At 61.0% G+C, this 23,163-nt stretch carries 24 protein-coding genes; 15 read left to right on the top strand and 9 right to left on the bottom strand.

The window, feature by feature from the left end; translation table 11 throughout:
- Position 1 precedes the first annotated feature (1 nt).
- The 4 genes from dctA to AC1DD7_RS03695 all read right to left on the bottom strand — a co-directional run bounded on the left by dctA (position 2) and on the right by AC1DD7_RS03695 (position 4,486).
- Positions 2-1,459, bottom strand: a complete 1,458-nt coding sequence (gene dctA / locus AC1DD7_RS03710) for a C4-dicarboxylate transporter DctA (RefSeq protein WP_477513850.1) — start codon at positions 1,457-1,459, stop codon at positions 2-4.
- A 93-nt stretch (positions 1,460-1,552) separates the two neighbouring features.
- A complete protein-coding gene (locus AC1DD7_RS03705; protein ID WP_477513849.1) occupies positions 1,553-2,650 on the bottom strand; it encodes a tartrate dehydrogenase in 1,098 nt (365 codons plus the stop codon).
- A 133-nt stretch (positions 2,651-2,783) separates the two neighbouring features.
- Positions 2,784-3,680, bottom strand: coding sequence for a LysR family transcriptional regulator (locus AC1DD7_RS03700; RefSeq protein WP_477513848.1), 897 nt, complete (start codon positions 3,678-3,680; stop codon positions 2,784-2,786).
- 11 nt (positions 3,681-3,691) lie between these two features.
- Positions 3,692-4,486: a GntR family transcriptional regulator gene (locus AC1DD7_RS03695; protein ID WP_477513847.1), complete on the bottom strand. Its 795-nt coding sequence runs from the start codon at positions 4,484-4,486 to the stop codon at positions 3,692-3,694.
- 220 nt (positions 4,487-4,706) lie between these two features.
- Here AC1DD7_RS03695 and AC1DD7_RS03690 point away from each other — a divergent pair, with 220 nt between their 5' ends.
- The 4 genes from AC1DD7_RS03690 to AC1DD7_RS03675 all read left to right on the top strand — a co-directional run bounded on the left by AC1DD7_RS03690 (position 4,707) and on the right by AC1DD7_RS03675 (position 8,778).
- Positions 4,707-5,744 (top strand): succinylglutamate desuccinylase/aspartoacylase family protein, encoded by a 1,038-nt coding sequence (locus AC1DD7_RS03690; protein ID WP_477513846.1) that lies wholly within the window; start codon positions 4,707-4,709, stop codon positions 5,742-5,744.
- Positions 5,741-6,928 carry a M24 family metallopeptidase gene (locus AC1DD7_RS03685; RefSeq protein ID WP_477513845.1) on the top strand — a complete coding sequence of 396 codons (1,188 nt, stop codon included), beginning with the start codon at positions 5,741-5,743 and terminating at the stop codon, positions 6,926-6,928. The genes AC1DD7_RS03690 and AC1DD7_RS03685 overlap by 4 nt, the downstream gene beginning before the upstream one ends.
- Before the next feature lie 30 nt (positions 6,929-6,958).
- On the top strand, positions 6,959-8,275 hold the full coding sequence (locus tag AC1DD7_RS03680) for an MFS transporter (RefSeq protein ID WP_477513844.1): 1,317 nt from the start codon (positions 6,959-6,961) through the stop codon (positions 8,273-8,275).
- A 140-nt stretch (positions 8,276-8,415) separates the two neighbouring features.
- Entirely contained in the window at positions 8,416-8,778 is a 363-nt protein-coding gene (locus tag AC1DD7_RS03675) for a hypothetical protein (protein WP_477513843.1), read from the top strand.
- A gap of 37 nt (positions 8,779-8,815) precedes the next feature.
- Here the strand turns inward: AC1DD7_RS03675 and AC1DD7_RS03670 are convergent, their stop codons facing one another.
- The 4 genes from AC1DD7_RS03670 to AC1DD7_RS03655 form a co-directional block, all read right to left on the bottom strand.
- Positions 8,816-9,397, bottom strand: coding sequence for a dTMP kinase (locus tag AC1DD7_RS03670; RefSeq protein ID WP_477513842.1), 582 nt, complete (start codon positions 9,395-9,397; stop codon positions 8,816-8,818).
- Positions 9,398-9,484: 87 nt separating this feature from the next.
- Positions 9,485-10,348, bottom strand: coding sequence for an enoyl-CoA hydratase/isomerase family protein (locus AC1DD7_RS03665; protein ID WP_477513841.1), 864 nt, complete (start codon positions 10,346-10,348; stop codon positions 9,485-9,487).
- Positions 10,345-11,580 carry a CaiB/BaiF CoA transferase family protein gene (locus tag AC1DD7_RS03660; RefSeq protein WP_477513840.1) on the bottom strand — a complete coding sequence of 412 codons (1,236 nt, stop codon included), beginning with the start codon at positions 11,578-11,580 and terminating at the stop codon, positions 10,345-10,347. The genes AC1DD7_RS03665 and AC1DD7_RS03660 overlap by 4 nt, the downstream gene beginning before the upstream one ends.
- Before the next feature lie 56 nt (positions 11,581-11,636).
- Positions 11,637-13,031 carry an SLC13 family permease gene (locus AC1DD7_RS03655; RefSeq protein WP_431116676.1) on the bottom strand — a complete coding sequence of 465 codons (1,395 nt, stop codon included), beginning with the start codon at positions 13,029-13,031 and terminating at the stop codon, positions 11,637-11,639.
- A gap of 112 nt (positions 13,032-13,143) precedes the next feature.
- Between AC1DD7_RS03655 and AC1DD7_RS03650 the strand changes: the two genes are divergently transcribed.
- The 9 genes from AC1DD7_RS03650 to AC1DD7_RS03610 all read left to right on the top strand — a co-directional run bounded on the left by AC1DD7_RS03650 (position 13,144) and on the right by AC1DD7_RS03610 (position 20,109).
- The gene (locus AC1DD7_RS03650) at positions 13,144-13,908 is read left to right on the top strand and encodes an IclR family transcriptional regulator (RefSeq protein ID WP_477513839.1); all 765 of its coding nucleotides are present in this window, start codon (positions 13,144-13,146) and stop codon (positions 13,906-13,908) included.
- A 229-nt stretch (positions 13,909-14,137) separates the two neighbouring features.
- Positions 14,138-14,296: a hypothetical protein gene (locus AC1DD7_RS03645; protein ID WP_216926527.1), complete on the top strand. Its 159-nt coding sequence runs from the start codon at positions 14,138-14,140 to the stop codon at positions 14,294-14,296.
- Between the two features lie 547 nt (positions 14,297-14,843).
- The gene (locus AC1DD7_RS03640; protein ID WP_477513838.1) at positions 14,844-15,350 is read left to right on the top strand and encodes a hypothetical protein; all 507 of its coding nucleotides are present in this window, start codon (positions 14,844-14,846) and stop codon (positions 15,348-15,350) included.
- Entirely contained in the window at positions 15,347-16,576 is a 1,230-nt protein-coding gene (locus tag AC1DD7_RS03635; protein WP_431116673.1) for an Nramp family divalent metal transporter, read from the top strand. The genes AC1DD7_RS03640 and AC1DD7_RS03635 overlap by 4 nt, the downstream gene beginning before the upstream one ends.
- Positions 16,573-17,001: a hypothetical protein gene (locus AC1DD7_RS03630; protein ID WP_431116672.1), complete on the top strand. Its 429-nt coding sequence runs from the start codon at positions 16,573-16,575 to the stop codon at positions 16,999-17,001. The genes AC1DD7_RS03635 and AC1DD7_RS03630 overlap by 4 nt, the downstream gene beginning before the upstream one ends.
- Positions 16,988-17,323 (top strand): PRC-barrel domain-containing protein, encoded by a 336-nt coding sequence (locus AC1DD7_RS03625; RefSeq protein ID WP_431116671.1) that lies wholly within the window; start codon positions 16,988-16,990, stop codon positions 17,321-17,323. The genes AC1DD7_RS03630 and AC1DD7_RS03625 overlap by 14 nt, the downstream gene beginning before the upstream one ends.
- A 126-nt stretch (positions 17,324-17,449) precedes the next feature.
- Positions 17,450-17,821: a hypothetical protein gene (locus AC1DD7_RS03620; protein ID WP_431116670.1), complete on the top strand. Its 372-nt coding sequence runs from the start codon at positions 17,450-17,452 to the stop codon at positions 17,819-17,821.
- 176 nt (positions 17,822-17,997) lie between these two features.
- Positions 17,998-18,483 (top strand): SRPBCC family protein, encoded by a 486-nt coding sequence (locus AC1DD7_RS03615; protein WP_477513837.1) that lies wholly within the window; start codon positions 17,998-18,000, stop codon positions 18,481-18,483.
- Positions 18,484-18,579: 96 nt separating this feature from the next.
- Positions 18,580-20,109, top strand: a complete 1,530-nt coding sequence (locus AC1DD7_RS03610) for a CYTH and CHAD domain-containing protein (RefSeq protein WP_477513836.1) — start codon at positions 18,580-18,582, stop codon at positions 20,107-20,109.
- 6 nt (positions 20,110-20,115) lie between these two features.
- On the opposite strand, the gene AC1DD7_RS03605 is transcribed toward AC1DD7_RS03610, so the two are convergent.
- The gene (locus tag AC1DD7_RS03605) at positions 20,116-20,952 is read right to left on the bottom strand and encodes an alpha/beta fold hydrolase (protein WP_477513835.1); all 837 of its coding nucleotides are present in this window, start codon (positions 20,950-20,952) and stop codon (positions 20,116-20,118) included.
- 181 nt (positions 20,953-21,133) lie between these two features.
- Between AC1DD7_RS03605 and AC1DD7_RS03600 the strand changes: the two genes are divergently transcribed.
- Entirely contained in the window at positions 21,134-22,186 is a 1,053-nt protein-coding gene (locus AC1DD7_RS03600) for an AvrD family protein (RefSeq protein WP_477513834.1), read from the top strand.
- Positions 22,183-23,157 carry a beta-ketoacyl-ACP synthase III gene (locus AC1DD7_RS03595; RefSeq protein ID WP_477513833.1) on the top strand — a complete coding sequence of 325 codons (975 nt, stop codon included), beginning with the start codon at positions 22,183-22,185 and terminating at the stop codon, positions 23,155-23,157. The genes AC1DD7_RS03600 and AC1DD7_RS03595 overlap by 4 nt, the downstream gene beginning before the upstream one ends.
- Positions 23,158-23,163 lie beyond the last annotated feature (6 nt).

Genomic DNA, 23,163 nt, shown 5'->3' with positions numbered 1-23,163 from the left:
GTCAGAGGGATTCCGAGTAGGCGGGACGGGGGTCAGCGGAGGCAGCGGGCCCAGAAGGTACGACGGCGGCTGAGTGCTTGGGTGCCTCGGCCGGCTCTGTCTCCTCCTCCACAGGGACCACGACGGCGTCATCCACGGGCATCGGCTCAAGGATCTCGCCGGCGAAGACGCGCCGGGCACGGTCGGTGTCCAGCGTGCGGTCCCAGCGGGCGACCACCAAGGTGGCCACGGCGTTGCCGGTGAAGTTCACCAGGGCGCGGCACTCCGACATGAACTTGTCGATGCCGAAGATCAGCATGATGCCAGCCGCAGGGATGGTGCCGAGGGTGGTCAGCGTGGCGGTGAGTGCGATGAATCCGCCACCGGCAACGCCTGCTGCACCCTTTGACGTCAGGAGCATCACCGCGAGCAGGCCGAGCTGCTGGCCAATGGTCAGATCCGTGTTGGTTGCCTGTGCGATGTATAGGGCAGCGAGCGAAAGGTAGATCGCGGCGCCGTCCAGGTTAAAGCTGTAACCGGTGGGAACAACCAGCCCAACCGTTTCCTTCTTCACGCCGGCATGCTCGAGCTTGCGCATCAGGCCGGGCAGGGCAGGCTCAGCAGTGGAGGTGCCCAGGATGAGCATGTACTCCTCTTTGAGATGCCGGATCATGGTGAAGATGTTCAGCCGCAGCATCGCCATGATGGAGCCGAGTACGACCACCACGAACAGGATCGATGTCGCATAGAACAGGGCAATCAATCCGCCCATACTGGTCAGCGACGAGACACCGTACTTGCCAACGGCGAAGGCCATGGCGCCGAACGCACCCAGCGGGGCGGCCTTCATGATGAAGCCCAGGATCTTGAACATCACGCCGGTGAGCCGTTGGACGCCGTCCAGTACAGGTGCGCCAACCTTGCCCATGGCGTTCAGGGCGATACCAAAGACAACGGCGATGAAGATGATCTGAAGGATGTCGCCCTCAACAAACGGTCCCACAATGCTGTTGGGAATGATGTGCGTCAGGAACTGCCACCATTCCTGGTGCTGCCCGGCGTCGATCAGTTTCGCGGCGGACTCGGAGGTCTTGATGCTGCTGGCATCCGCATTGACGCCGTCTCCTAGCCTGAAGACATTGATGGCAACCAAGCCGAACACCATGGCGCAGATGGTGCCGATCTGGAAGTAGGTGAGGGCCTTCAGGCCAGTCATTCCCACCTTCTTGAGATCGGCCACGCTGGCGATACCACCCACGATGGTTAGGAACACGATAGGGCCGATGAGCATCTTCATCGCGTTCACGAACGTGGTGCCAATGGGTTCCATGGCGATGCCCGCAGTCGGAGCGAGCCAGCCCAGGAGGATGCCGACCACAATCGCGGTGAGCACCCAGAAGTACAACTGCCGGTACCAGCGGGTCTTGTTTGGCGCTTTCCTGCTTGTGGCCGCTGCGCCGGCGGTGGTGATGTGTTCCATGATTCCTACCTCATTGTGGAATGTCTCTGGAGAAGCTGAAGGGGAGGTTCGACGGCGGCCGGCTGACCGCCGTCGAACGTTTACTCTGTCGGGTTAGACAGCCGCGAGAGTGTGGGTGAGGGCAGAGATGATGGCCTCGGTGACGTCGTCCGTGGTGGCATCGCCGCCAACGTCCCGGGTCAGGTGGCCGGAACCGGTGGCCTGCTCGATCGCTGCTTCGACGCGGCGGGCTTCCTCGTGGAGGCCGAAGTGGTCCAACATGAGTGCCGCGCTGGCGATCGCACCAATCGGGTTGCTGATCCCCTGGCCGGCGATATCCGGTGCAGAACCGTGAACCGGCTCGAACATGGACGGGAACCGGCGCTCCGGGTTCAGGTTTGCGCTCGCGGCAAGCCCCAAGCTGCCGGCCAGGGCTGAGCCGAGGTCCGAGAGGATGTCGGCGTTCAGGTTGGATGCAACCACCACGGACAGGTCCTCGGGCTTGAGGATGAACTTGGCGCTCATGGCGTCAACCAACACGCTTTCGGTCTGCACATCCGGGTAGTCGAGTGCCACGCGCTGGAAGGTTTCGTCCCAGAGGACCATGCCGTATTGCTGTGCGTTGGACTTGGTGACGGAGGAAACCTTCTTGACCGTGCGGGTCCGGGCGAGTTCGAACGCGAAGCGCATGATGCGCTCGCAGCCCTTTTCCGTGAAGAGCGCGGTCTGCAAAGCGACTTCGTTGCCGGGACCGCGGCCGCTCAGGTTGCGTCCGCCGAGGCCGGCGTATTCGCCTTCACTGTTTTCGCGGACAACGATCCAGTCCAGCTCAGTGTCGTCAGCCTTGCGGAGCGGGGACTGGATGCCGGGGAGGAACTTGACCGGGCGGATGTTGGCCCATTGGTCGAAGTTCTGGGTGATGTTCAGACGCAGGCCCCAGAGGCTGATGTGGTCCGGGACGTTCTCCCAGCCGACGGCCCCGAAGTAGATGGCGTCGAAGTCCTTGAGGGCTTCCAGGCCTTTGGGGTCCATCATCTGGCCCGTCTTCTCGTAGTAGCCGCAACCCCACGGGAACTCGGTCCATTCGAAGGCGAACTTGCCGTTGGAGTTCTCTGCGAGTGCGTCCAGCACGCGGCGGCCAGCGGAGACAACTTCCTTGCCCACGCCGTCTGCGGGAATGGATGCGATGCTGAATTTCTGGGTGGCGCTCATGCCTACCTCCTCGTTGAGTTTGTTAGCAGTGAGCCTGTTATCGGGGTCACACTGTTCTTCCTCTTCAAGTAGACGGTTCAGCGTCTGTTGGCGTCCAAGACTTAGTTTCGATACGGCTGATAGGTAGCGCCTATCAGTTGCTTTCGTCGCCGTGGCTGCGGGCAACGTCCAAGAACGCCCTGGCAGCAGGCGTGAGATTTTCCTTCCGGCTCAGCACTGCGACATCCAGATAATTGACTGGCTCGATCAACAGCGTCCTCAGCCCCGCTTTGTGTGCGGTGGGTGCCCACGACGATGGCATCACCGCGTGACCAACGCCTGCCAGAACCAGCGGAAGGATGGACGTCCTGTGGGCGACTTCCACCACGATCTCCACCTCCACGCCGTGCGCCAAAGCGTCGTCCACCATCCAACGCATGAGTGACCCGCGCTGGCTGACGATGAGACGATGGCTGCCGAGGTCCTCGCGTTGGATAGCTGTGTCCTTGGGCGCAAACGTGTCCGCTTGTGGGTTGACTATGAGAATCAGCGGCTGGCGTTCGAGTTCCAGAACTTCCACCCCTGGCACCCTGATGGGCGTAGGCGAGCCCGCCAAACCGATCTCGCTGCTGCCGCTGCGGACGGATTCGATCACTTCTTCGGGAGTGAAGGCAGCGCCCACGTTGAGTCGGACCCACGGATGGAGCTTGGTAAAAGCGGCGATCATGGAGGTCAACGGTTCGATGCCGGGAGAGGGCATAGTAATGATGTCCAGTCGGCCGCTGCGCATTCCCCTCAAGGACTGGACGGCAGATTGGGCGGCGTCGAGATCCCGCATCACCAGGCGAGCCGGGCCCACGAGTTCCTTGCCGGCTTCGCTCAGGACTGCGCGCCTGCCGATCCGATGGAAGAGCGGAACGCCGAGCTCTTTCTCAAGGCTCGCAATGGTTTGGGACAGTGATGGTTGGGCGATCAGAAGATGCTCGGCCGCGCGGTTGAACCCGTCGTGATCCACGACGGCGAGGAAGTACTTGAGCTTTCGCGTGTCCACGGTGTGGGGTCCTATGAAAGCCGCTGCCAATGGGACCTGTACGAGTAGGACTCCGGAAGGAAATAGCTGGACTGAAGTTCGACCATGGCGTGCTGATCGTCGTAATAGGCAAGGTCGATGCGCAGCGAAATTTCTCCCTCTTCGCGTTGAAGGTTCATGGCTGCCTCTGGTGACAAGCCCGATGCGGTGATGCTCTGCTCTGCGCTTGCGATGCCTCCAGGGATGCGCTCATCCAGGATTTCGGCCACAGTCCTATACGATGCGGTCCCGGGCTCCTTTAGTTCGCTTACATCCTGGAGCAGTTCGCCGATGTGAGGGGGCATGAACACCGAGGTGTAGCAAAAGGCACCTTGGTCGTTAAGGCGCCGGAAGGATGCGCAGGCAACGTCGTCGGTTGGCAGACGGAGCCTGCCTGCCGCGGCCAGTTCGATGCGCTTATGAAGGGGACTGACGAGTTCGTAGCGCGAATCATGAACCGATGAGAGTAAGTCCCTCGCCGAGCTGAATTGCCGTCCAGTCTCCCCTGGCGGTGCCAGGAACGTACCTTTGCCCGCGATTCGTACGATTAGTCGTTCCCTGGCGAGTTCTTCCAAGGCCTTACGGACGGTTTGGCGGCTTAGCCCGAACTGTTTCACTAGCTGGGCTTCTGTGGGCAGCATGGCGGTCTCAGGCAAAACGTTCATCTTGATGGCTTCACGCAATGCCCTGCCAAGCCATTCGTGTCGCTTTTCCCCTGGCAACGGCCCGGCATCGCGGATGTCGGTGAGGAGTGTTTCGGCGTCGAGGGTTTCGATCGATGATGTCACGCTGCAGCCTTCGCTCGATTGTACGTACAAATACAACCATAGCTAATACTGCCAGCTTCAGCCAGTGCGCTCTGCAGTCGATCCAGTGGACAGTCCTCCCGATCCCCGCCCGCTACAAGAGAACCTTTTAGATCTCTAGACAAGATGGCGAGAATACATGTACCGTAAATGAACGTACAAATAAGCGGTTTGTCAGGACTGCGCGAGGAGGCATTGTCAGATGACTGAAAACCCGAACTTGACTGTCGGTGGGCTCGAAGTGGAGCCAGGAGAGAAAAAGAAGGGCTGGCTCAAGCTGGGTACCAGGCCGGACGGGACGCCCTTGGGCATCCCACTGGTAGTGATTAACGGTGCCAAGCCAGGCCCGAGACTGGCCCTGATCGCTGGGGTGCACGGAGACGAGTACGACTGCTGCGAAGGTCTTCGACGGTTTCTGTCCGATGTTGATCCATCCACGCTTTCCGGGGCTATAGTCGCCACCACACAGGCCAACCCCGCGGCATTTGAAAGCTTCTCCCGGCACAGCCCGGTAGACCACCTGGATCTAAACCGGTGTTTTCCCGGTAACCCTGATGGCTTCCTGACTGAACGCGTTGCAGATGCGCTGGTCACACACATCATGGCCGGAGCGGACTACCTGCTTGACATGCACAGCGGCGGAATGACTCTTGGCCTCATGCCCTTTGTCGGTTTCGATGACAGCCCAGGGGAAATCGGTGAGAAGTCCTTCAAGCTGGCTCAATCAACCGGTATTGAAACTTTGTATGCGGCCGTGCCGTTCAAGAACGTTCTGCGGTTGGTCGCTGCCGAGAGCGGAGTGCCGTCCATTCTGGTCGAAATCGGGTCGGAAGGGCGCATGCGGGAGGACCTGGCGGAACAGGCCAGAATGACACTTGCCGGTGTTGCCCAGCGACTCGGCATGGTTCCGGAATCGGAAAAATGGACGATCCCTTACACAGAGAATCACACCATCGTCCGCGCAGCGAAGACAGGGGAGTTCCTGCAGGCACCAACCGGCGGGTTCCTTCTGCACCGCGTGGCACTGGGACAGACCGTAGAGGCGGGAGAGATCCTGGGCGAGATTGTGGATCCCTTCGGCGAGCAACTTCACGAAATTCGCGCCCCGCATGGCGGTCTTATCGGTGAAATGCGAACAGTTCCCGCCACAAGGATCGGTGACTGGACGCACGCCGTGCTGCCGGTTGCAGGAAGAGTGCCCACCGGATCCGATCTGCAGACCCTTAGGACCTTGCCATGAACATGAAAACAGTTGAGACATCCATGGAGTCACCCCTCTTTTACGGCGGTGACGGCCTACAGGAAACCAAAGTCCGGCGCATGCGAACCCTTATGGACGAGAGGGGGCTTGATGCAATCCTGTTCATTAAGCACGACGCCGTGCGGTGGATAACCGGGTTCTATGCAAAGGGGTACCGCCCCTTTATCGAGATCGAGTACCTGGCTCTACTCATCAACAATGGCCCGGTAATTCTCGGAACCGCACTCAGCGGCGAACGCGCCCGGGCAATGTCACGCTCAAGGGCTGACGAGGTTGTGCAACTTGGCAGCCGGAGCACATGGGCCGGAACCGTCGAAGACATTCTCACCCTGCACGGCCTGACAAAGGGCAGGATTGGCTTTGACTTCCTAACCCATGACCTGGACCGAGACCTCCAAAACCGGCTCCCCAAGGCCGAGTTCGTGGACGCATCGGCGCTGTGGACCGACGCAACCAAAATCAAGGAGCCCGAAGAAATCGCCCTCCTAAGGCAGGCGCTGGCCATCACCCAGGACGGAATGAGGGTCGCCTTGGACACAATTCGTCGGCCGGATGCGCCACGTGAAATTGATGTTGCTGCCGCGGCGGAGTACGAAATGCGCCTCGCGGGATCGGAAATGACGCCATTCATTACCAACGTGGCGTCCGGACCAAACGCAGCCATCTTCGAACGGCTTGCAACCGAACGACGGATCAACGACGGGGATATGGTCATCGTGGACCTTGGGTGCGTCTACCGCGGTTACACAGGAGATTTCGCACGGGGGACTGTTCGCGGAAAAGCGTCCCGAGCTCAAAAGCGGCTTTACCGGGCCGCCTGGCTCGCCCAGCAGGAAGCCATCCACGCTATCCGGCCCGGAGTCACCTGTGCCTCCATCGACAAGATCGCACGCGATGTCCTCATCCAGGAAGGATACGGCGACTACACCATGCCCTGGGCCTCCGGCCACCAGCTCGGCTATGGCCTTCATGGTGCTCCGGTCATCGCACCTGGAGTGCACGACGTGTTGATGCCCGGAATGGTCATCAACATCGAGCCTGCCGCCTGCACACCTGACCAGCCGGAAGTAGGCGGCGTCGAGATTGAAGACACCGTACTTGTCACGGAAAACGGCTACGAAATGCTTACAAACTTCCCCTACGACGAAGACCTCTTGTCCTGACCCGGCTGCCCAGAAAGGTAGGAAAATAAAATGAATGAAACAACGAAAGCAACTCCCGTGGTGAGCGAAACCGTCACCAACTCCATCAGGCGACGGGCAGTGCTCGCCGGCGCCATCGGCAACATGGTGGAATGGTATGACTTCGCTGTCTACGGACTGTTCGCCGTAATCATCGCAGCGAACTTCTTCCCAAATCAGGACCCAACGGCGGGCCTCCTGTCGACCTTTGCCGTCTTCGCGGCCTCGTTCTTTATCCGCCCCCTCGGCGCCGTTTTCTTCGGTCATTTTGGAGACAAGCACGGGCGAAAGAACGTACTCCTGGCCACCGTTGCACTCATGGGCGCAGCCACCGTCGCCATCGGCCTGACACCCAGCTATGCGTCAATTGGCATTGCAGCACCCGCTTTGCTCGTCCTGTTTCGTTTTGTCCAGGCCTTCTCGGCCGGCGGGGAGTGGAGCGGCTCCTCCGTCTACACAGTCGAATATGCGCCGCGCAACCGTCGTTTCCTTTACGGCAGCTGGGTTCAAGTCAGCGCGTCCGCGGGAACGCTGGTGGGCTCGCTGACTGCAGCACTCTGCGGCCTGTTGTCTTCGGACGCGGCCCTCCGTGACTGGGTTTGGAGGATTCCTTTCATCCTCGGCGGCATCATCGGTGTGCTGGGGCTTATTCTTCGGGCAAAACTGGAAGACACTCCGGAATTCAGGAAAGCCCAATCAGAACCGAAACCGCACAAGACCCCACTTGGTTCGGTGTTCAGGAACTACCGCTCCGAAGGGCTCATCGCCATCGGAATTACTATCGGCTACTCGGTAAGCATCTATATGTTCTCTACTTACCTGCCGAACTATATCAAGACCACAACGCAGGTACGCCTGACGGACGCCCTGCTCGGGAACTCCTTGCAGCTATTGGTCCTGATGATCTTGATTCCATTCGCCGCGATTCTTGCCGACAAGGTGGGCAGCAGGAAGTTGCTCATCGCCTTCGCAGCACTCATGATCGTCTGCGTCGTGCCCCTGTTCCAGCTCATCGCGGTCGGGACGGTGGGCTCCGTGATACTTGGACAGGTCCTGTTTGCCGCTATTGTCTCGCTCATTGGAGGAACCGCGGTCACCACCACCACCCGGCTTTTCCCCATAGACGTCCGATACACAGGACTTGGCGTCAGCTACAACATCGCTGTGGCCGGCTTCGGAGGAACCGCACCATTCATCTCAACCTGGCTCATCGGATCCACCGGCAGCCCAATCTCACCGGCGTACTATGTCATCTTTGCCGCGCTGATTGTCGGACTGGTCGCCGTATTTGCCCTGAAAGGCAGGGACGCGGCTGCAGCATCGAAATAGCCGCAAGGCAAAATAGCGTGGCGCTTGAGGGGAGGGAACGGAAGTGTCCCTCCCCTCAAGTTGCATCTGAAGGGAAGGGATAATTCAAATCCGCGCTTGATCCCGCAATTGAGCCGATGCGATCTGATAGGAAAGACAGTGTGAAATCACTGGATGACTACCTCTTCGACGTTGACAACCGGCCGTCGAACGGTGAGCTTCGGTTTTGGGTCGGGTTTCAGGTGGTGGTCTTGGGCGCCCTTGGTTATGCGGTCCCTTTGTTCATCCTGCACTGGGCTGGTGTGCGGCAATGGGCGCTGGTCATTATTCCGTTGCTCTGCGCGGCCGCGTCAGTGTGGTGGCTCTTGCGATTCCTCAAGCGACGTGGCGTGGAGAGCAAGGCGAAATACCGGGCTCACGGCGGCAACCCTGCGGGCACCAGTGACCTTCTGTTCGGCCAAGTGTCCTACGAGATCACAGAAGATGGCCGTTGGAAGTGGCCAACGCCAAGCTCAGGCGAATAAAGCGCTGAAAACGACGTCATCTGCGAGCCAGTTGGGTTCAAACCCGGACGCACTCCTTCGCGGCGATGACCTGGTTCAACTCGGCGAACACGTCGTCGGGGGTTCCGTTGGCGTCAACCCCGAGGAAGTCGGCGAACTCGGGGAGGGAGCGGTAGGCGGCCCGGAAAGCTTCCAGCTCAGCCAGCTCTTCCTGGTCCGTGCCCCGCGCCATGACCCGTTCATGAGCACGCCGCGGGTCAACGTCCAAGTGCACGGTGAGGTCCGGATCGGGGAGCTTTTCCAGCAGCCAGGGGAGCAACCGGCCCCGGCTCAATCCGGCAGTGCGGCGCAGCGCAAGTTGGCAGTACAGATGCCTGTCCATGACCACCAGGCCGCTGAAATTCCGGGCTCGCGCATGTGAAACAAGGACGTTGCCCACGCGGATGAACGTCTCTACAAAATCGGCACCGCGTGGCGGCAACTTCCATCCGAATCGCTCCGAAATGAGCGACATCCGTCGGCGTGCAGCGTGGTTGCTGAGGAGCAGCGCATTACGCCCCTCAGCGCGGGTCGAATCCACCAAGGCGCGGGCCGCCGTCGTCTTTCCTGAACCGTCTATTCCTGTCAGAACAATGAGCATGGGGCCTCCCGTCGTCTCTGGTTCAACGGAGGAAAGGCTGGCCTTGTCCCTGATTGAGGCATAGATCACGTCTCGGGCGGGCCCTGTTCACCCAAGAGGCCGCCACGTAAACCGGGGTTGTTCGCGGTTCAGGAACGCGCTGATGCCGATCTCCATGTCAGGACTCTCGGGCATCGCGGACCAGGCGGCGGCCCACTCCTGATCGATGTCAGGCTGCCCGGCGTCCGAAGCATCCGCAGCTTCCAGGTCCACCAACCGCTTCATGGAATGCACCGAGAAACGCGAGCGGCTCCGCAGGGAACCAAGTAGCGCCTCGCACTGTTGCTCAAAGGAAGCGGAAGGAACGACGTCGGCCACCAAACCCAGCGCTTGGGCTTGGGTTGCGCTAAATGTTTGCCCGGTAAGGAGGATGTATTTGGCGTTGGCGTGCCCCACCAGCCGGACCAGCCGTTCAATGCCCGGGCGTGGGTAGATGATGCCGATTTTGGCCGGGGTCAGCCCGAAGACGGCGCGCTCGTTGGCGATGATGAAGTCGCAGGCCGAGGCGATTTGCCACCCTCCGCCCATGCACGCGCCGTCCACCAGGGCCACTGTGGGTTTGGAAAGAGATGCAATGGCGTGATCGGCCAAGCTGAGCTGGTCAAGAACTGAACCGTCCGGCTGGGGATCCAACAGCACGGACGAAAGCTCGCTGATGGAAGCCCCTGCGCAGAAAGTGTCGCCCGCACCGCGTAGAGCCACCACGGCAATATCGGGATCGGCGTCGAGCCTGGGCATCAGCTCCTGGATTTCCAGGCACATGGCCTTGGTCAGGGCATTGCGCTGCGCGGGGTTGCAGATTTCCACGGTTGCAATGCCATCAGCCACCGAAACGGCTATACGGCCCACAAGGCCTTCATGCGAAATATGCGAAATGTGGGAAACACGCGAAGCCTGGGAAACTGTGCTCATCGCAGGACGCCAATCTGTGCCGAAACCGAAACCGAAGCCTGCCCGCACAGAACGCGACCCTCGCGCTCAAGCCGGGTGACGTCGTCGTGAGTCATTCCCAGTTCCATGAGAACTTCGGTGGTGTGTTCGCCGAGCACAGGCGGGGCCGACAGGATTTCGCTGGCCTCCCCGTCCAAGCTCAGTGGCCCGCGAAGGAGTGGAAGTTCAGAGCCATCCCGGCGCTGCGTGCGCTGGACAAGACCCAGAGCGGCAACCTGCTCGGAGGCCAGGGCCTGTGTGTAGTTGTAGATGGGGCCGCAGGGGATCCCAGCCTGGCTGATCAACGGCACCCATTCGGCCGCCGGTTTGGCCGCCAAAGCAGCTTCGATGAGTTCGGTAAGCAGTTGCCTGTTGGCCGAGCGGTCCGCCCCAGTGACGAAGCGGGGATCCTCTATTGCCAAGGGAATGCCTAACAGGCCACAGAATGCCTTCCATTGTTTGTCGCTGCCCACGGCGATATTGATGGGTTCGGTGGCAGTGGCGAACGTGCCGTAGGGGGCGATGACGGGATGGTTGTTTCCCTGCGGTGTGGGTGCTTCGCCGAGGCTGAGGGCCTTCTGCCCCTGAAAAGCGGACAGGTTCAGCGCGGTTTCCAAAAGCGAAGTGGACACCCTGCTGGCGTTCTCACCGTTGCGGGCTCCGAGCAGCGCTGCGAGGATCCCAAACGCGCACACCATTCCCGAGGTGATATCCACGATCGGTATCCCCACGCGGTACGTTTCACCGGGGCCTGATCCCGTGACCGACATCAACCCGGACATTCCTTGGATGACCTGATCCAGTCCGGCGTCGTCCTTAAGGGGTCCAGTGTTGCCGAACCCGGTGACGGATCCGACGACGAGTTCGGGATTGAGTTCTTCCAAACGTGACGAGGCGAACCCCATTTTCTCAAGTGTGCCGGGTTTGAAGTTCTCCACCAAGACGTCGGCTTCGGCGATCAGCGTGGAGAGGATGTCGCGCCCCTCGGCCGAGTAGAAATCGACACATACAGAGGATTTGTTCCGGTTCACAGAATCGAAGTAGAGGCTGTGGCCATCCTGGAACGGCGGCCATTGGCGGGCGGTATCGCCCCCGTTGATGCTTTCTACCTTGATGATCCGGGCACCCATATCGGCCAGGAGTGCAGTGCAGTAGGGTCCCGCGAGGGCTCGGCTGAGATCGACCACGGTGATTCCGCGGAGTGGTTTGAGCATGGTGGCACCTTTCGTGCATAGGAGACTTGAGTGCGTATAAGAGTGTGAAAAGGAAGCTAGAGGCTGGACGGAACCACCAGTGCACCGACCAGCAGAAGGGGTCCGACCACCACCATGGACAAGCCCCAACGGGTGAGGAGCCTGGTGATGCGGGGCCGCTCGTCTGCATCGACCGTGGCTACGAAGGTGGCGCCGACGGTCGAGAACGGTGAGACGTCAACGATCGACGAACACACGCCCAACGCTGCGATGACAGCCCACCCGGCGATGTCCCCGGAGGCCACGAGTGGCAGTGCCAGCGGCACCAGCGCCGCGAGCATTCCGGTGGTGGAGGCGAACGCGGAGATGAGTCCGCCGATCCCGCAGATCACCAGCGCGGCCAGCAGGGGAGTCCCGACGGCGCCCGCCGCTTCGCCGAGCAACGCGACGGCTCCCATGGTCTGAAGCACTCCGACGAACGTGATGATCCCGCCCACCAGCAACACGGTGGACCAGTCGATCTTCGCGACAGCCGATTTTCCGGATTGCGGATCGCAGAGGGTGAGGACTGAGGCGAAGGCGAAGCAGAGAACGCCGATGTCCGGATTTGAGCCCAGGACAGACATGAGGATGACGGTAAGAACCAGCCCGGCCATGCACAGCACCGTGATGATTTGGTTGCGGTTGAGCTTTGAGGCCGACGCCGGTACCTCCGACGCCGGTACGTCCGGCGCCGATGCCGGGTCAAGGACCTGGACGGCTGCTTGCTTGCCGCGCGCAATGTTGCCTTCGCGTTCAAAGGGGTGCGACGGCGTCGGGCGGTTAGCGCTGAAGGATGGCAACTGGGTGCCGAAACCGTCAGCGGTACGCGTGTTGAGTAGCTTGAATCCACCAAACATGACATAGGCGGCGGCCAGCAGCAGGAGATTGGTTCCCAGGGCGACGCTGAAGAGGACCAGGGGATCAAGGTCAATCCCTGCCGCTCGGGCTGTGCCGTACGTGACAATGCCGAACAGGCTGGTTGGCGCGAAGCCACCCGCGCTCAGGCCGGACCCAATGGCGATGCCCATCAGCATGCGGTCGATGCCATAGCGTTTGGCAAGTGGCATGCCGATGGGGGCCATGACCAAGCCTGCCAAGGGGGAGCCCATGGCTGAGATGCCGATGGTAAGCGCGAAAAATGCGATGGGCAGAAAGAAGGCGCGGTCACCTACCTTGGTGATGGCCATCTCGATGATGCGGTCGATCGTTCCGTTGGCTTGGGCGATCGAGAAGAAGTACGTGACACCTACAAGCAGGACGAGGATCCCGATGGGGAAGCCCGCCACCACTTTGTCGATGGTCATCCCTGCCATCCAAACGCCAACGCCGGCAGCCGCTGCGAACATGAGCACGCCAATGTGCACCTTGCGCAGGGTTGCCAGGACAAAGACGCCCACAAAGATGGCGAGGGCAGCTATTTGTTGTTCCAAGACCCGTTCTCCAATCAAACATCGTCGGTTCACTGGATGAACCAATGGTTCATTCTGGGAAATCGCCTGTACCGTAGGTCATAAGAAAGCGAGCGGTCAAGGGGGAGTGTGAATGAGTACGCAGAGTGTGGTCACGGCCATCCGGGTTCTTGAAGCCGTGTCGGACAACCAGCCGGCGGGCCTATCGGAGCTGAGCCGTGAGGTGGACGTCCCCAAGGCTACGGTCCTTCGCATGCTAAGGACCCTGGCGGAATTGGGATGGGTGGCGCAGTCTGAAGCGCAGGCGGGAAAGTGGGTCCTGACCAACCATGCTTTTGCCGTGGCCAGCCGGGGAAGCAGCGGCTCGGTCATCCGCGACGCCGCCATGGGCCCCCTGAACGCATTGCAGCTGGACACCACGGAGACTGTCCACCTCGCGGTCCCGGACCGCGGGTACATGCTCATCATCGAACGCCTCGACACGCCCCATGTCCTCAGGGCTTTCCTACCCCTGGGGTCCCGACTGCCGATGCACGCGTCTTCCACCGGGATTGCCTATTTGTCCGCTGCTGACGACGCCATCGTGGATGACTATCTGGCCACACCCCTTGAAGCCCTCACGCCGCAAACCGTCGTTGACCCGGCGCAACTACGGGCCATGATCGGGGAAACCCGCGCCCGCGGATACTCCATCAATGAACAGGGCCTCAGTACGGGAATTACCTCAATCGGGGTTCCTTTGTTGGGGCCGGGGGGTGTGGCGGCAGGATCAATCTCCATCTCCGGGCCGTCGAGCAGGATCGTGCCTGCCAAGTATGAGGAATACGGAGAGGCCGCTGCGGGTACTGCGCGGGAGATCAGCCAGGCACTCGGAGCCTTTTCGGCGAAGAGGTACTAAGTTTCCTGTCGAAATACTTCGCCGGAACAGAATGCGCGCCTATCATGATGCTGTGCACGTGCTTCGGAGGGCAGCGGTTCTGTTTGAACTGTTGTCATTTGGGGTAAGTACGGAATAAGGAGATCATTTCTCCGTTCGGTGCCCGTTGCTTTGGGGTGGAGCTCCAATTGGAGTCCCAGCGGACGCCTTCCTAACTGGACAAATTTGTTTGAAGGGATGCGTAGCTTAGATGAACACACTATTGGTGATTGCCGGCGTCATTGCGATCGTGCTGCTGCTTGTTGGCGGTTTTAACCAAGCCCTGAGTTTCCTGCTGTGGGTAGGAATTATCCTGCTGGTCCTGGCGCTCATCGGCTGGGTTCTCGGCCGGGGCCGGTCACGCGTATGACAACTGATCCAACCGAAGTTGCCGGCTTCAGCCAGGTGCACGATGGGATCACGACACCAGGTCATCCGATCCCACGTGATCTTGGGGCACACGCCTCCAATGATCAGGTACCTGTTGGCGACGCATCCGGGGAAGGTTCGGAAGATGCCGCCGATGCCGGGGGGAATGAATCAGCGAATCCACCCGGGCCGGCAGAAGAAAAGGATGAGCGGACCGCAGATGATCGCGGTTTGACTACCGAAACCAATCCTTCGGATTGACATGGGTTTTGCGGTCGAGGGCAGGACAGGAATCCCTGCCCCGACCGCGCCCTTGGCCGCCCAGTAAGTAGTAATAGCTGGGTTTCCGTTTTATTGATTGGGGAAGAAATGCGAATCGGTTCAATTATTGGGCTGTTCGTAGTTGTGTGGCTCGTCATTGGAGCAATAGCGGCTGGCCAACGCGGCTATTACAACGCCCCACCCGCGCAGTGTTCGCAGTTTGCGACCATCGCCCTGAATATTCTGGCCGGGCCCCTTAATTACACAGGGATGGATCCACAAGCCGGTTGCCAGATTCCGCAGCCATCGTGAGCCAGTACGGCAGGCGCCTGGCGACGATTCTTCTGGCTCTGGCGGTACTCGCCGGAGCATTGACCGCATGCTCACAGCGTCCTTCCCCCGAGGCGCTTAAGGGACCGGCGAAAGACGTCTTCTCCGCCGTCCAAGCTGCCACCTTGGCTGTAGACCTCAGGATCAAAAACAGCACGACGGCGGCTGCCGGGTCCACTGCGGCAGATGACATGTTGGGGGAGGTCGAGTCCGCTACCGATGAAGTTGAAGGTTTCACCGCTCCCACCGAGGAGGAAAAGTCGCTGCGGGATGACATGCTGACCTCCTTCGCCACCATCTCGCGCGCGATGCTCCATGCCCGTGATGCGTTGACTGCCCCGAGCGGCGGCCCTGAACAGGGGCAACCGGGATCAGGCGCACACGGCCTGCCCGAAGTCCTGGGTGAGTTGCGCAATGCCACCGATCAGCTCAAAGCCCTCATGACCAAGGCCGGCATCCAGTGAAGCGGCTCCTCGGTGTTGCACTGGGCATCCTGACGGCGATCGGGGGCTTTGTTGACATCGGGGATTTGGTGACCAACGCCGTAGTAGGTTCACGCTTTGGGCTTTCTCTGGCGTGGGTAGTGGTGGTCGGCGTCGTCGGAATCTGCCTCTTTGCCAATATGTCAGGACGGGTGGCGGCCGTCTCAGGCCGGGCAACCTTCGAGGTGATTCGTGAGCGCATGGGGCCGCGTGCCGGGCTAGCCAATCTCGCTGCTTCCTTCCTGATCAACCTGATGACGGTCACCGCCGAGATCGGCGGCATCGCCCTGGCCCTGCAGTTGGCCAGCGGCGTGGCTTACTTGCTCTGGGTCCCCGTTGCGCTGCTGGCCGTGTGGCTTGTGATTTGGCGGGTGAAGTTCAAGATCATGGAAAACGTCACCGGGCTCCTGGGACTTTCCTTGATCGTTTTTGCCGTGGCGCTTTTCCTGCTCAAGCCCGATTGGGGTGTCCTGGCCAGCCAGGCATTCGCGCCGTCCGTGTCGCAGGAGGAAGGCCCCGGCGTGTATTGGTACTTTGCCATCGCACTGTTCGGAGCTGCCATGACCCCCTACGAGGTGTTCTTCTTCTCCTCGGGCGCTGTGGAGGAAAGGTGGAAGGTCAAGGATCTGATGCAGGCCCGAATGAACGTTCTGCTCGGTTTCCCACTGGGTGGGTTCCTTTCCGTGGCGATCGCCGCCTGCGCCGCCGTCGTCCTCCTGCCTGCGGGGATCAGCGTCACCACGCTGTCGCAAGTGGCGTTGCCCGTTGCCCAGGCGGGAGGACAGCTGGCCTTGGCCGTGCTGATTCTGGGCGTTGTGGCCGCTACATTCGGGGCAGCTCTGGAGACGACGCTTTCAAGCGGCTACACGTTGGCGCAGTTCTTTGGATGGTCGTGGGGAAAGTTCCGGCGGCCGGCCCAGGCGGCCAGGTTCCACATGTCCATGATCGTGGTCCTTCTGGCGGGTGCCGCTGTCCTCGCCACTGGTGTGGATCCCATCCTTGTGACCGAGTATTCGGTGGTGTTCTCCGCGATCGCTCTGCCCCTCACCTATCTGCCAATCCTGATTGTCGCGAACGATCCCCAATATATGGGCGAGCACGTCAATAACAGGGCCGTGAATATTGCCGGGCTGGTGTATTTGGTGATCATCCTGGCCGCATCCTTGGCTGCCATTCCACTCATGATTGTTACCGGAGCAGGCGCATGAGTGCTGAAAAGCGCAGGAAGATCGAGCCAAGTGAGATCAGGCCTGCGCCACGCCCGGCAGGCTTGGTCCTGGACGCCCAGCTCCACTTGTTGGATCGGCAGGTGTTGGACGTCGACGGCGTGCCCGTCACCACCGTCGACGACCTCGAGTTGAGTGGTCCCGCGCCTGATGAGCCCATCCCGGAAGGTGCTGCACCGCCGAGCATAACGGCCTTGCTGACAGGTCCGGTACTGGGCACGCGGATCTTCGGCGGCAGGCCGCCGTCGAACAGGTTGATCCGTATTCCTTGGGACGTCGTATCGGGCGTGGACACCGTTATCACTGTAGGTGTGCGCTCGGACTCGCTCGAAGCATCGTGGGTGGAGCGGTGGCTTCGGAACCACGTCATCGGCCGGATCCCGGGAGGTAGCCATGATCCTGACTGACCTGCTCGGTAGTGACGTTGTGGATAGCAAGGGTGAACGGCTGGGGGAGGTTTCGGATGCCCGCTTCGCCCTGGACTCGGCACCAACCCAGCTCCTGAGCCAAGCCCGCTTGGTGGGCATCATTGTGAGTCCGCGGACGGCGTCGTCTTTCCTGGGGTATGAGAGGCAAGGGATGACGCAGCCATGGCCGGTGGCGCAGTTGTTGCGTTGGTGGCATCGGGGATCGTTCCTGGTGCTGTGGGAGGACATCGCGATGATGGGTTCACAGGAGGTGGTGCTTCGTCCGGACTACGTGGCCTATGAATCGGGGCTGCCACGATAGTGCCTCAAGCATGAAATTGCTAAGTTTGCTGACTAATTTCTTCAAAGCATGGACACGTCGCCAACCGTCCTTATAGGTTCGAAGTGTTCCATTAACACGTTCCACCGCATGGAAAGGACAGGTCACATGGACAAGCAGAACGCCACGCCTGAAGAGGAAGCGGGGGGCTACGGCACCCCCACCGCAGAGCAGGAAGCGGGCGGATCGCAGGCGCAGCCCCGCGTGGAAGAGGACCTCAGCGAAGCCGGTCTGAGCGAGGACAGCCCTGATGGCGAAACATATGCAACCGGCGCACCCAATCTCAGCCACCTGGATCCCGAGGACTCGGACAGCGCAGGCGAACCCGGGGCAGGCCGCTTTGGCGGTATCGACGAACAGTCCCAGGCCGAGCAGAATCTGAACCAGCCTGCTGACTCCCTGGCCGATGGCAGCGGCACTGATCTGCCCCGGGACGAGTCACCCAAGGACGACGACGAAGAGGATTTCGACGCAGGTTAGGCCGTAACCCGGGCGCGCCCATAAGACAGGCGCGCCAGACGGTTATGCAGCCAGCCGGCTGGCGCGCCGCCGGCATTACCGGACTCAAAAGAGTCCGGCACATTAAAGCGCAGGACATATAAATCGCAGTACATATAAACGCACTACAAGACGAGAACATTGAAGGAGCGATACCTTTGGCTACCGTCAATAAATCAATTGAAGTAGATGTCCCCGTGTCCGTTGCCTACAACCAGTGGACGCAGTTCGAGACTTTTCCCGAGTTTATGAACGGGGTGGAGTCCGTGCAGCAGATCGATGATACGGCCCTCCACTTCGCGACGAACGTGGGCGGCGTGAAGCGCGAATACAACGCCCAGATCATCGAGCAGGTGCCTGATTCCCTGGTCAGCTGGGCGAGCGTGGACGGCCCGCGCAATGCAGGAACAGTGACCTTTGAACCGTTGGACGCCGTGCACACCCGCGTCAATGTAGAGATCGACTGGGAGCCGGACACCCTCGCCGAAAAGGCCGGCTCGGCAGTCGGAGCCGACAGTTTGCGCGTGGGCGCAGACCTGGACAAGTTCAAGAAGTTCATCGAGGCCCAGGGACATGAGACCGGCGCCTGGCGTGGCACCGTATCCGGTGGCGATGTTGACGAAGGCGGAGGAGCATTGGTTTAAAGGTTTTCGTGTAAGCCTCTTACCCCCGGAGGTCGGCCAGCGAACGGGCCGGCCTCCCCGGGTGCCACGAAGAATAAGCTCCAGTAAGGAGAAGTGATGGCAACGTCCAGCAACGTAGAGGCAGAACGGAAGTTCGACGTCGATCCTTCCACGCCGCTTCCCACGCTTGAAAAGATCGACGGCGTTGCCCGCGTGGGCGAGCCAGTCACCCATAGCCTCGAAGCGGTCTATTTTGACACCAGCGATCTCGCGCTTGCCGCCCGCGGAATAACTCTGCGACGGCGGACAGGTGGTCCCGACGCCGGATGGCACCTCAAGCTTCCCCACAGCCCAGGACGTCGCACCGAAATCCACGCGCCCCTGGGCCAGGCCGATACCGTGCCGGTGGAACTGATGGATCGGATCCTTGCCTACACGCGCGGACACGCGGTCATTGCAGTCGCCACACTCAACACCGAACGCACCAGCTACCCGCTCTACCAGGACGACGGCGGGCGTGTGGCGGAGTTCGTGGATGACCACGTGCGGGCCCTTGTTTCGGTGGCGGATTCCAGTGAACAGCAGTGGCGCGAATGGGAAGTGGAACTCAACGGTAGCGGGCACGCGGACAAGGGCGATGACATCCTGGACGCCGTCGCAGCCCAGCTCACACAGGCAGGGGCGAGCCCCAGCGAGCGCACCTCCAAATTGGCAACAGCTCTGGGAGGTTCCTGGCCGCGTGCAAAGGGGACCGGCCGCGAGGTCCCCAGCCGCAAGGGTCCGGCAGTGGTACCCGTACTGAACTACCTCGACGCCCAGGTGGCCAAGTTGCTCCTGCAGGACGCGCATGTGCGAATGAACCGCGACGATTCCGTCCATAAGATGCGGTCACTGACCCGGCGGATCCGCTCGGTGCTCCACAGTTACCGCAAGCTTTTCAAGGGTTCCCCGGTCCAGGAACTTGAGCTCGAACTGAAATCGTTGGCCACGACTCTTGGACGCTACCGGGATGTAGAGGTCCTTCATGAGCGGCTCCGAAAGGATGTGGACGAACTGCCAATGAAGCTGGTTTTGGGTCCGCTTCACGCTGAGCTGGATGAGCGGATGAAGGTTCGGGCGGACACGGCGATGGCAGCAATCAGGACCCGGCTCAACAGCCCCCGCTATTTCCGGCTTCTGGATGGGCTCGAAGCCTTCCTGGACTCTCCTGGAATTGCGCCGCAAGGAACCGGGCCCGCACGCAAGACCACAGCGAAACTCGTCAACAAAGCTTCCAAACGCCTCACCAAACGCCACGACGCCGCGGTGGGTGCCGCCGTCGGGCCTTCACGTGACACGGCGTTTCACAATGTCCGCAAGACTGCCAAGAAGCTGCGCTTCGCCGCGGCCACCGCTGAAAGTGTCCACGGGAAGCGCGCCGCAAAGCTCGCTGACGCTGTCCATGATGTCCAGACCATTTTGGGTGAACATCAGGACAGCGCCATGGCCCGCGCCGAGCTTTTGAAGCTGGGGTCTGCGTCCGGTGCCGGTAACAGTGCCTTCACGTACGGCCTGCTTCATGCCGCCGAACGCGCAAAGGCCGACGCCGCGCAACAGGAGTATCTGCGCAGCGGCAAGAAAGCCCGGAAGCTCCGGCTCAAAAAGTAGGAGGTACTACTTCTTGAGGAACGTCAGCAACGCTTCATTGATCTCGGCCGCGTGCGTCCACAACAGACCGTGGGGTGCGCCCTCGATCTCCTGGTACTCGGCGCTGGGCAGTGCATTCTTGAAGCGCCGCCCCGTGACGTCGATGGGGAGGATGTTGTCCGCGGTGCCGTGAACGATCAAAGCGGGAACATCGATCTTGGGGATGTCCGCGCGGAAGTCCGTCAGCCATGTGGGCTGTGCGGCCACGGACGCGAAGGCGCCCGCTTGGCTTGCAAGGTTCCAGCTGGCGTCCACGGATTCCTGGCTGAGGCGTTCTGTCCCCAGGAAGGTGTCGCTGTTGTAGAAGTTCTTGAAGAAATCGGTAAAGAAGGCGTAGCGGTCTGCCGTGGCAGCCTCATACAGCCCATCGAAGACATCCTGCGGGACGCCGTCCGGGTTGTCGTCGGTCTTCAGCATGAAAGGCTCCAAGGAACCAAGGAAGACGGCCTTCGCCACGCGGGCGGAACCGTAAGTGCTGATGTAGCGTGCAACCTCGCCGGTGCCCATGGAGAAGCCCACCAGCACGGCATCGTTGAGGTCCAGGGTTTCCAGAAGCGTCTTGAGATCTGCGGCGAAGGTGTCGTAGTCAAAGCCCACTGTAGGCTTGCTGGATTTGCCGAAGCCACGGCGGTCGTAGGTAATGACGCGGTAGCCGGCATCCAGGAGGGCAGCAGTTTGCTTCTCCCACGATGAACCGTCCAGCGGATACCCATGGATAAGGACTACTGGCTGGCCCGTCCCGTGGTCCTCGTAATAGAGCTCAATCTCGGTGCTGTTTTCGTTTCCGACAGTGATGTAAGCCAAAACTCAAGTCCCTTCGTAGCGGTTCTGGGTGGAACAGCTCCAGCCTACTGTCCAGTCGCCCAGAGACGCGGCCGTCAGCGCAGAGGGTGGTGTTCCCACCACCACCATCCACGGACACTGGTTGCTGGCGCCTGCGCGATGGATTCTAGGATCACCGCCGATGACGATCCTAGGAATACCCATGCCACCTGCCCTACGCTCCAGCACCCGGAGTTACGCCTCCATCGACGAACTCCTGGGCGACGGTCGCCGTCGGTTCTTCAGCCACGGCTACAAGACCACCAACCCCAGGCTGCGGGAACTCCGCGTGAACCATACCGTCTCCGAATCCACGCTCACGGCCCGCGCCGCCCTTGGCGTTGAAGGTATCTGGTCCATCAAGGGGAACTCCGAGCAAACACCGCACCTTGGCACCACGGACGTCCTCGTTTTGGCTGCCAGGATGGCAGAGGCTTTGCTGGCCAGCCGGTATTCTCCCGAACTGTTGCCTGCTGCCTATCTGGCGTCGGTGACCATCTCGGGTGGCAGTGAACCTGTGGAAGGTACGCTGGGCGATCTCGAATGCCGGGCGACGCTGCAGGACCTGGGACACGCTTCGGTCCTTCGCTGCTCTGTTGCGTCCATGACCGCTGTACTGGAAGTAGCCCATGAGCACGCCGAACGCGGGCTCGCATCAGTCCAATCCCCGTCTGAGGAAGCTTTGGTGGGTGACGCCAGCACGCGACTCTACGGTGGGCTGTGGGCAGAACGGCAGGTTTCGCTGCTGGACGTCGTCCTGGATCCGAGTGAAGGAGACGCCGGCGAGGGAATGGCCCGCGCGCAGCTCTCATTCCGCCAGCAGCCCTCACTGTCCCGACGCTTGGATGACCGCCGCGGGCTGGAGGCCGCCTACCCACAGGCGCTATCCGCCGTCGAGTACTTTGTTGCCTCGCTGCAGCTGGGACAGGTTCTCCTGTACCGGCTCGATTCCATGAACCGCGCGGACAGCAACACATTATGGATGCGCAAAACCCGCGTCACACTCAACGGCTCCTGCCCGAAGAATGGGGGCGGGCAGGGGACCGGCCTTGCAGTGTCGCTGCAGAAGAGCCGGTTGATCCAAAAGGACGGTGGTTGGTGGCGCTGCGCTGACGTCGTGGGAACGTTCGACGGCGGCGAAGTAGTTTGCAGCGTTGCCCACCAGCTGCCGTCCCATGTTGTGGCCGCAAGCGCTTCCGTGGGGGATAAGAAATGAGTGCCGCATCCGCCGTTGTCCGGGGATTGGGCGGCGCCTTGCCCAGAAAGGTGGTCACCAACGAGCACCTGTCTGCTGTCATGGACACCTCGGACGAATGGATCAGGCGCAGGACAGGCATCGCCGAACGCCGCCACTCTGACGAAACGGAAAGCACCAGCGTCCTGGCAACCACGGCCGGGCGGCGCGCCTTGGCCAGTGCCGGCGTCGATTCTGCTGGGCTCTTGATTGTGGCGACCTCGACGCCGGACAAGGTCTGCCCGGCCACGGCACCCAAGGTGGCAGCGAACCTGGGGCTGAAGGGCATTCCTGCATTCGATGTGTCCGCGGTTTGCTCCGGATTTGTCTATGCACTGACTACCGCCACGTGGGCCATCCGCTCGGGATCCGTGGACTCGGCACTGGTAATCGGCGCGGACACCTTTACCCGTCTGCTCGATCCGGCGGACCGGACCACTTCGGTGATTTTCGGGGACGGAGCGGGCGCGGCTTACCTGTCGGCCGGAACAGCAGACGAACCAGGGGCCATCAAGGCGTCAACGCTGCACTCCGATGGCGAGGGCGAAACGCTCATCCACGTGCCGGAAGGTCCTGGTTCATTTTTTGAGATGCAGGGCAAGGAGGTGTTCACGCAGGCAGTCGCGGCGATGTCCGGTTCCGTGGAAACAGTGCTCGCCAGCGCTGGCTGGGCTGCCGACGACGTGGATTCCTTGATTGCACACCAGGCGAACCTCCGGATCCTGAACACCGTTGCTTCCGTGACCGGCATCCCAGGATCCAGGGCCGAGGTCCACCTGGACAGGGTGGGCAATACCTCAGCCGCATCCATCCCGTTGGCCATGACCGACGCCGGAACCAAAGGCCACAGGAGCCCCGGGGACAAGGTGGTCCTGACTGCCTTTGGCGGAGGAACCACCTGGGGAGCCGTTGCCATGACCTGGCCATCGATCTCGGTTGTCGACCCGCACTAGGGCCGG

Source organism: Paenarthrobacter sp. 10L412 (assembly GCF_056395565.1).
The sequence above is the reverse complement of the archived record's forward strand: the minus strand, read 5'-3'. Positions and strand labels throughout refer to the sequence as shown.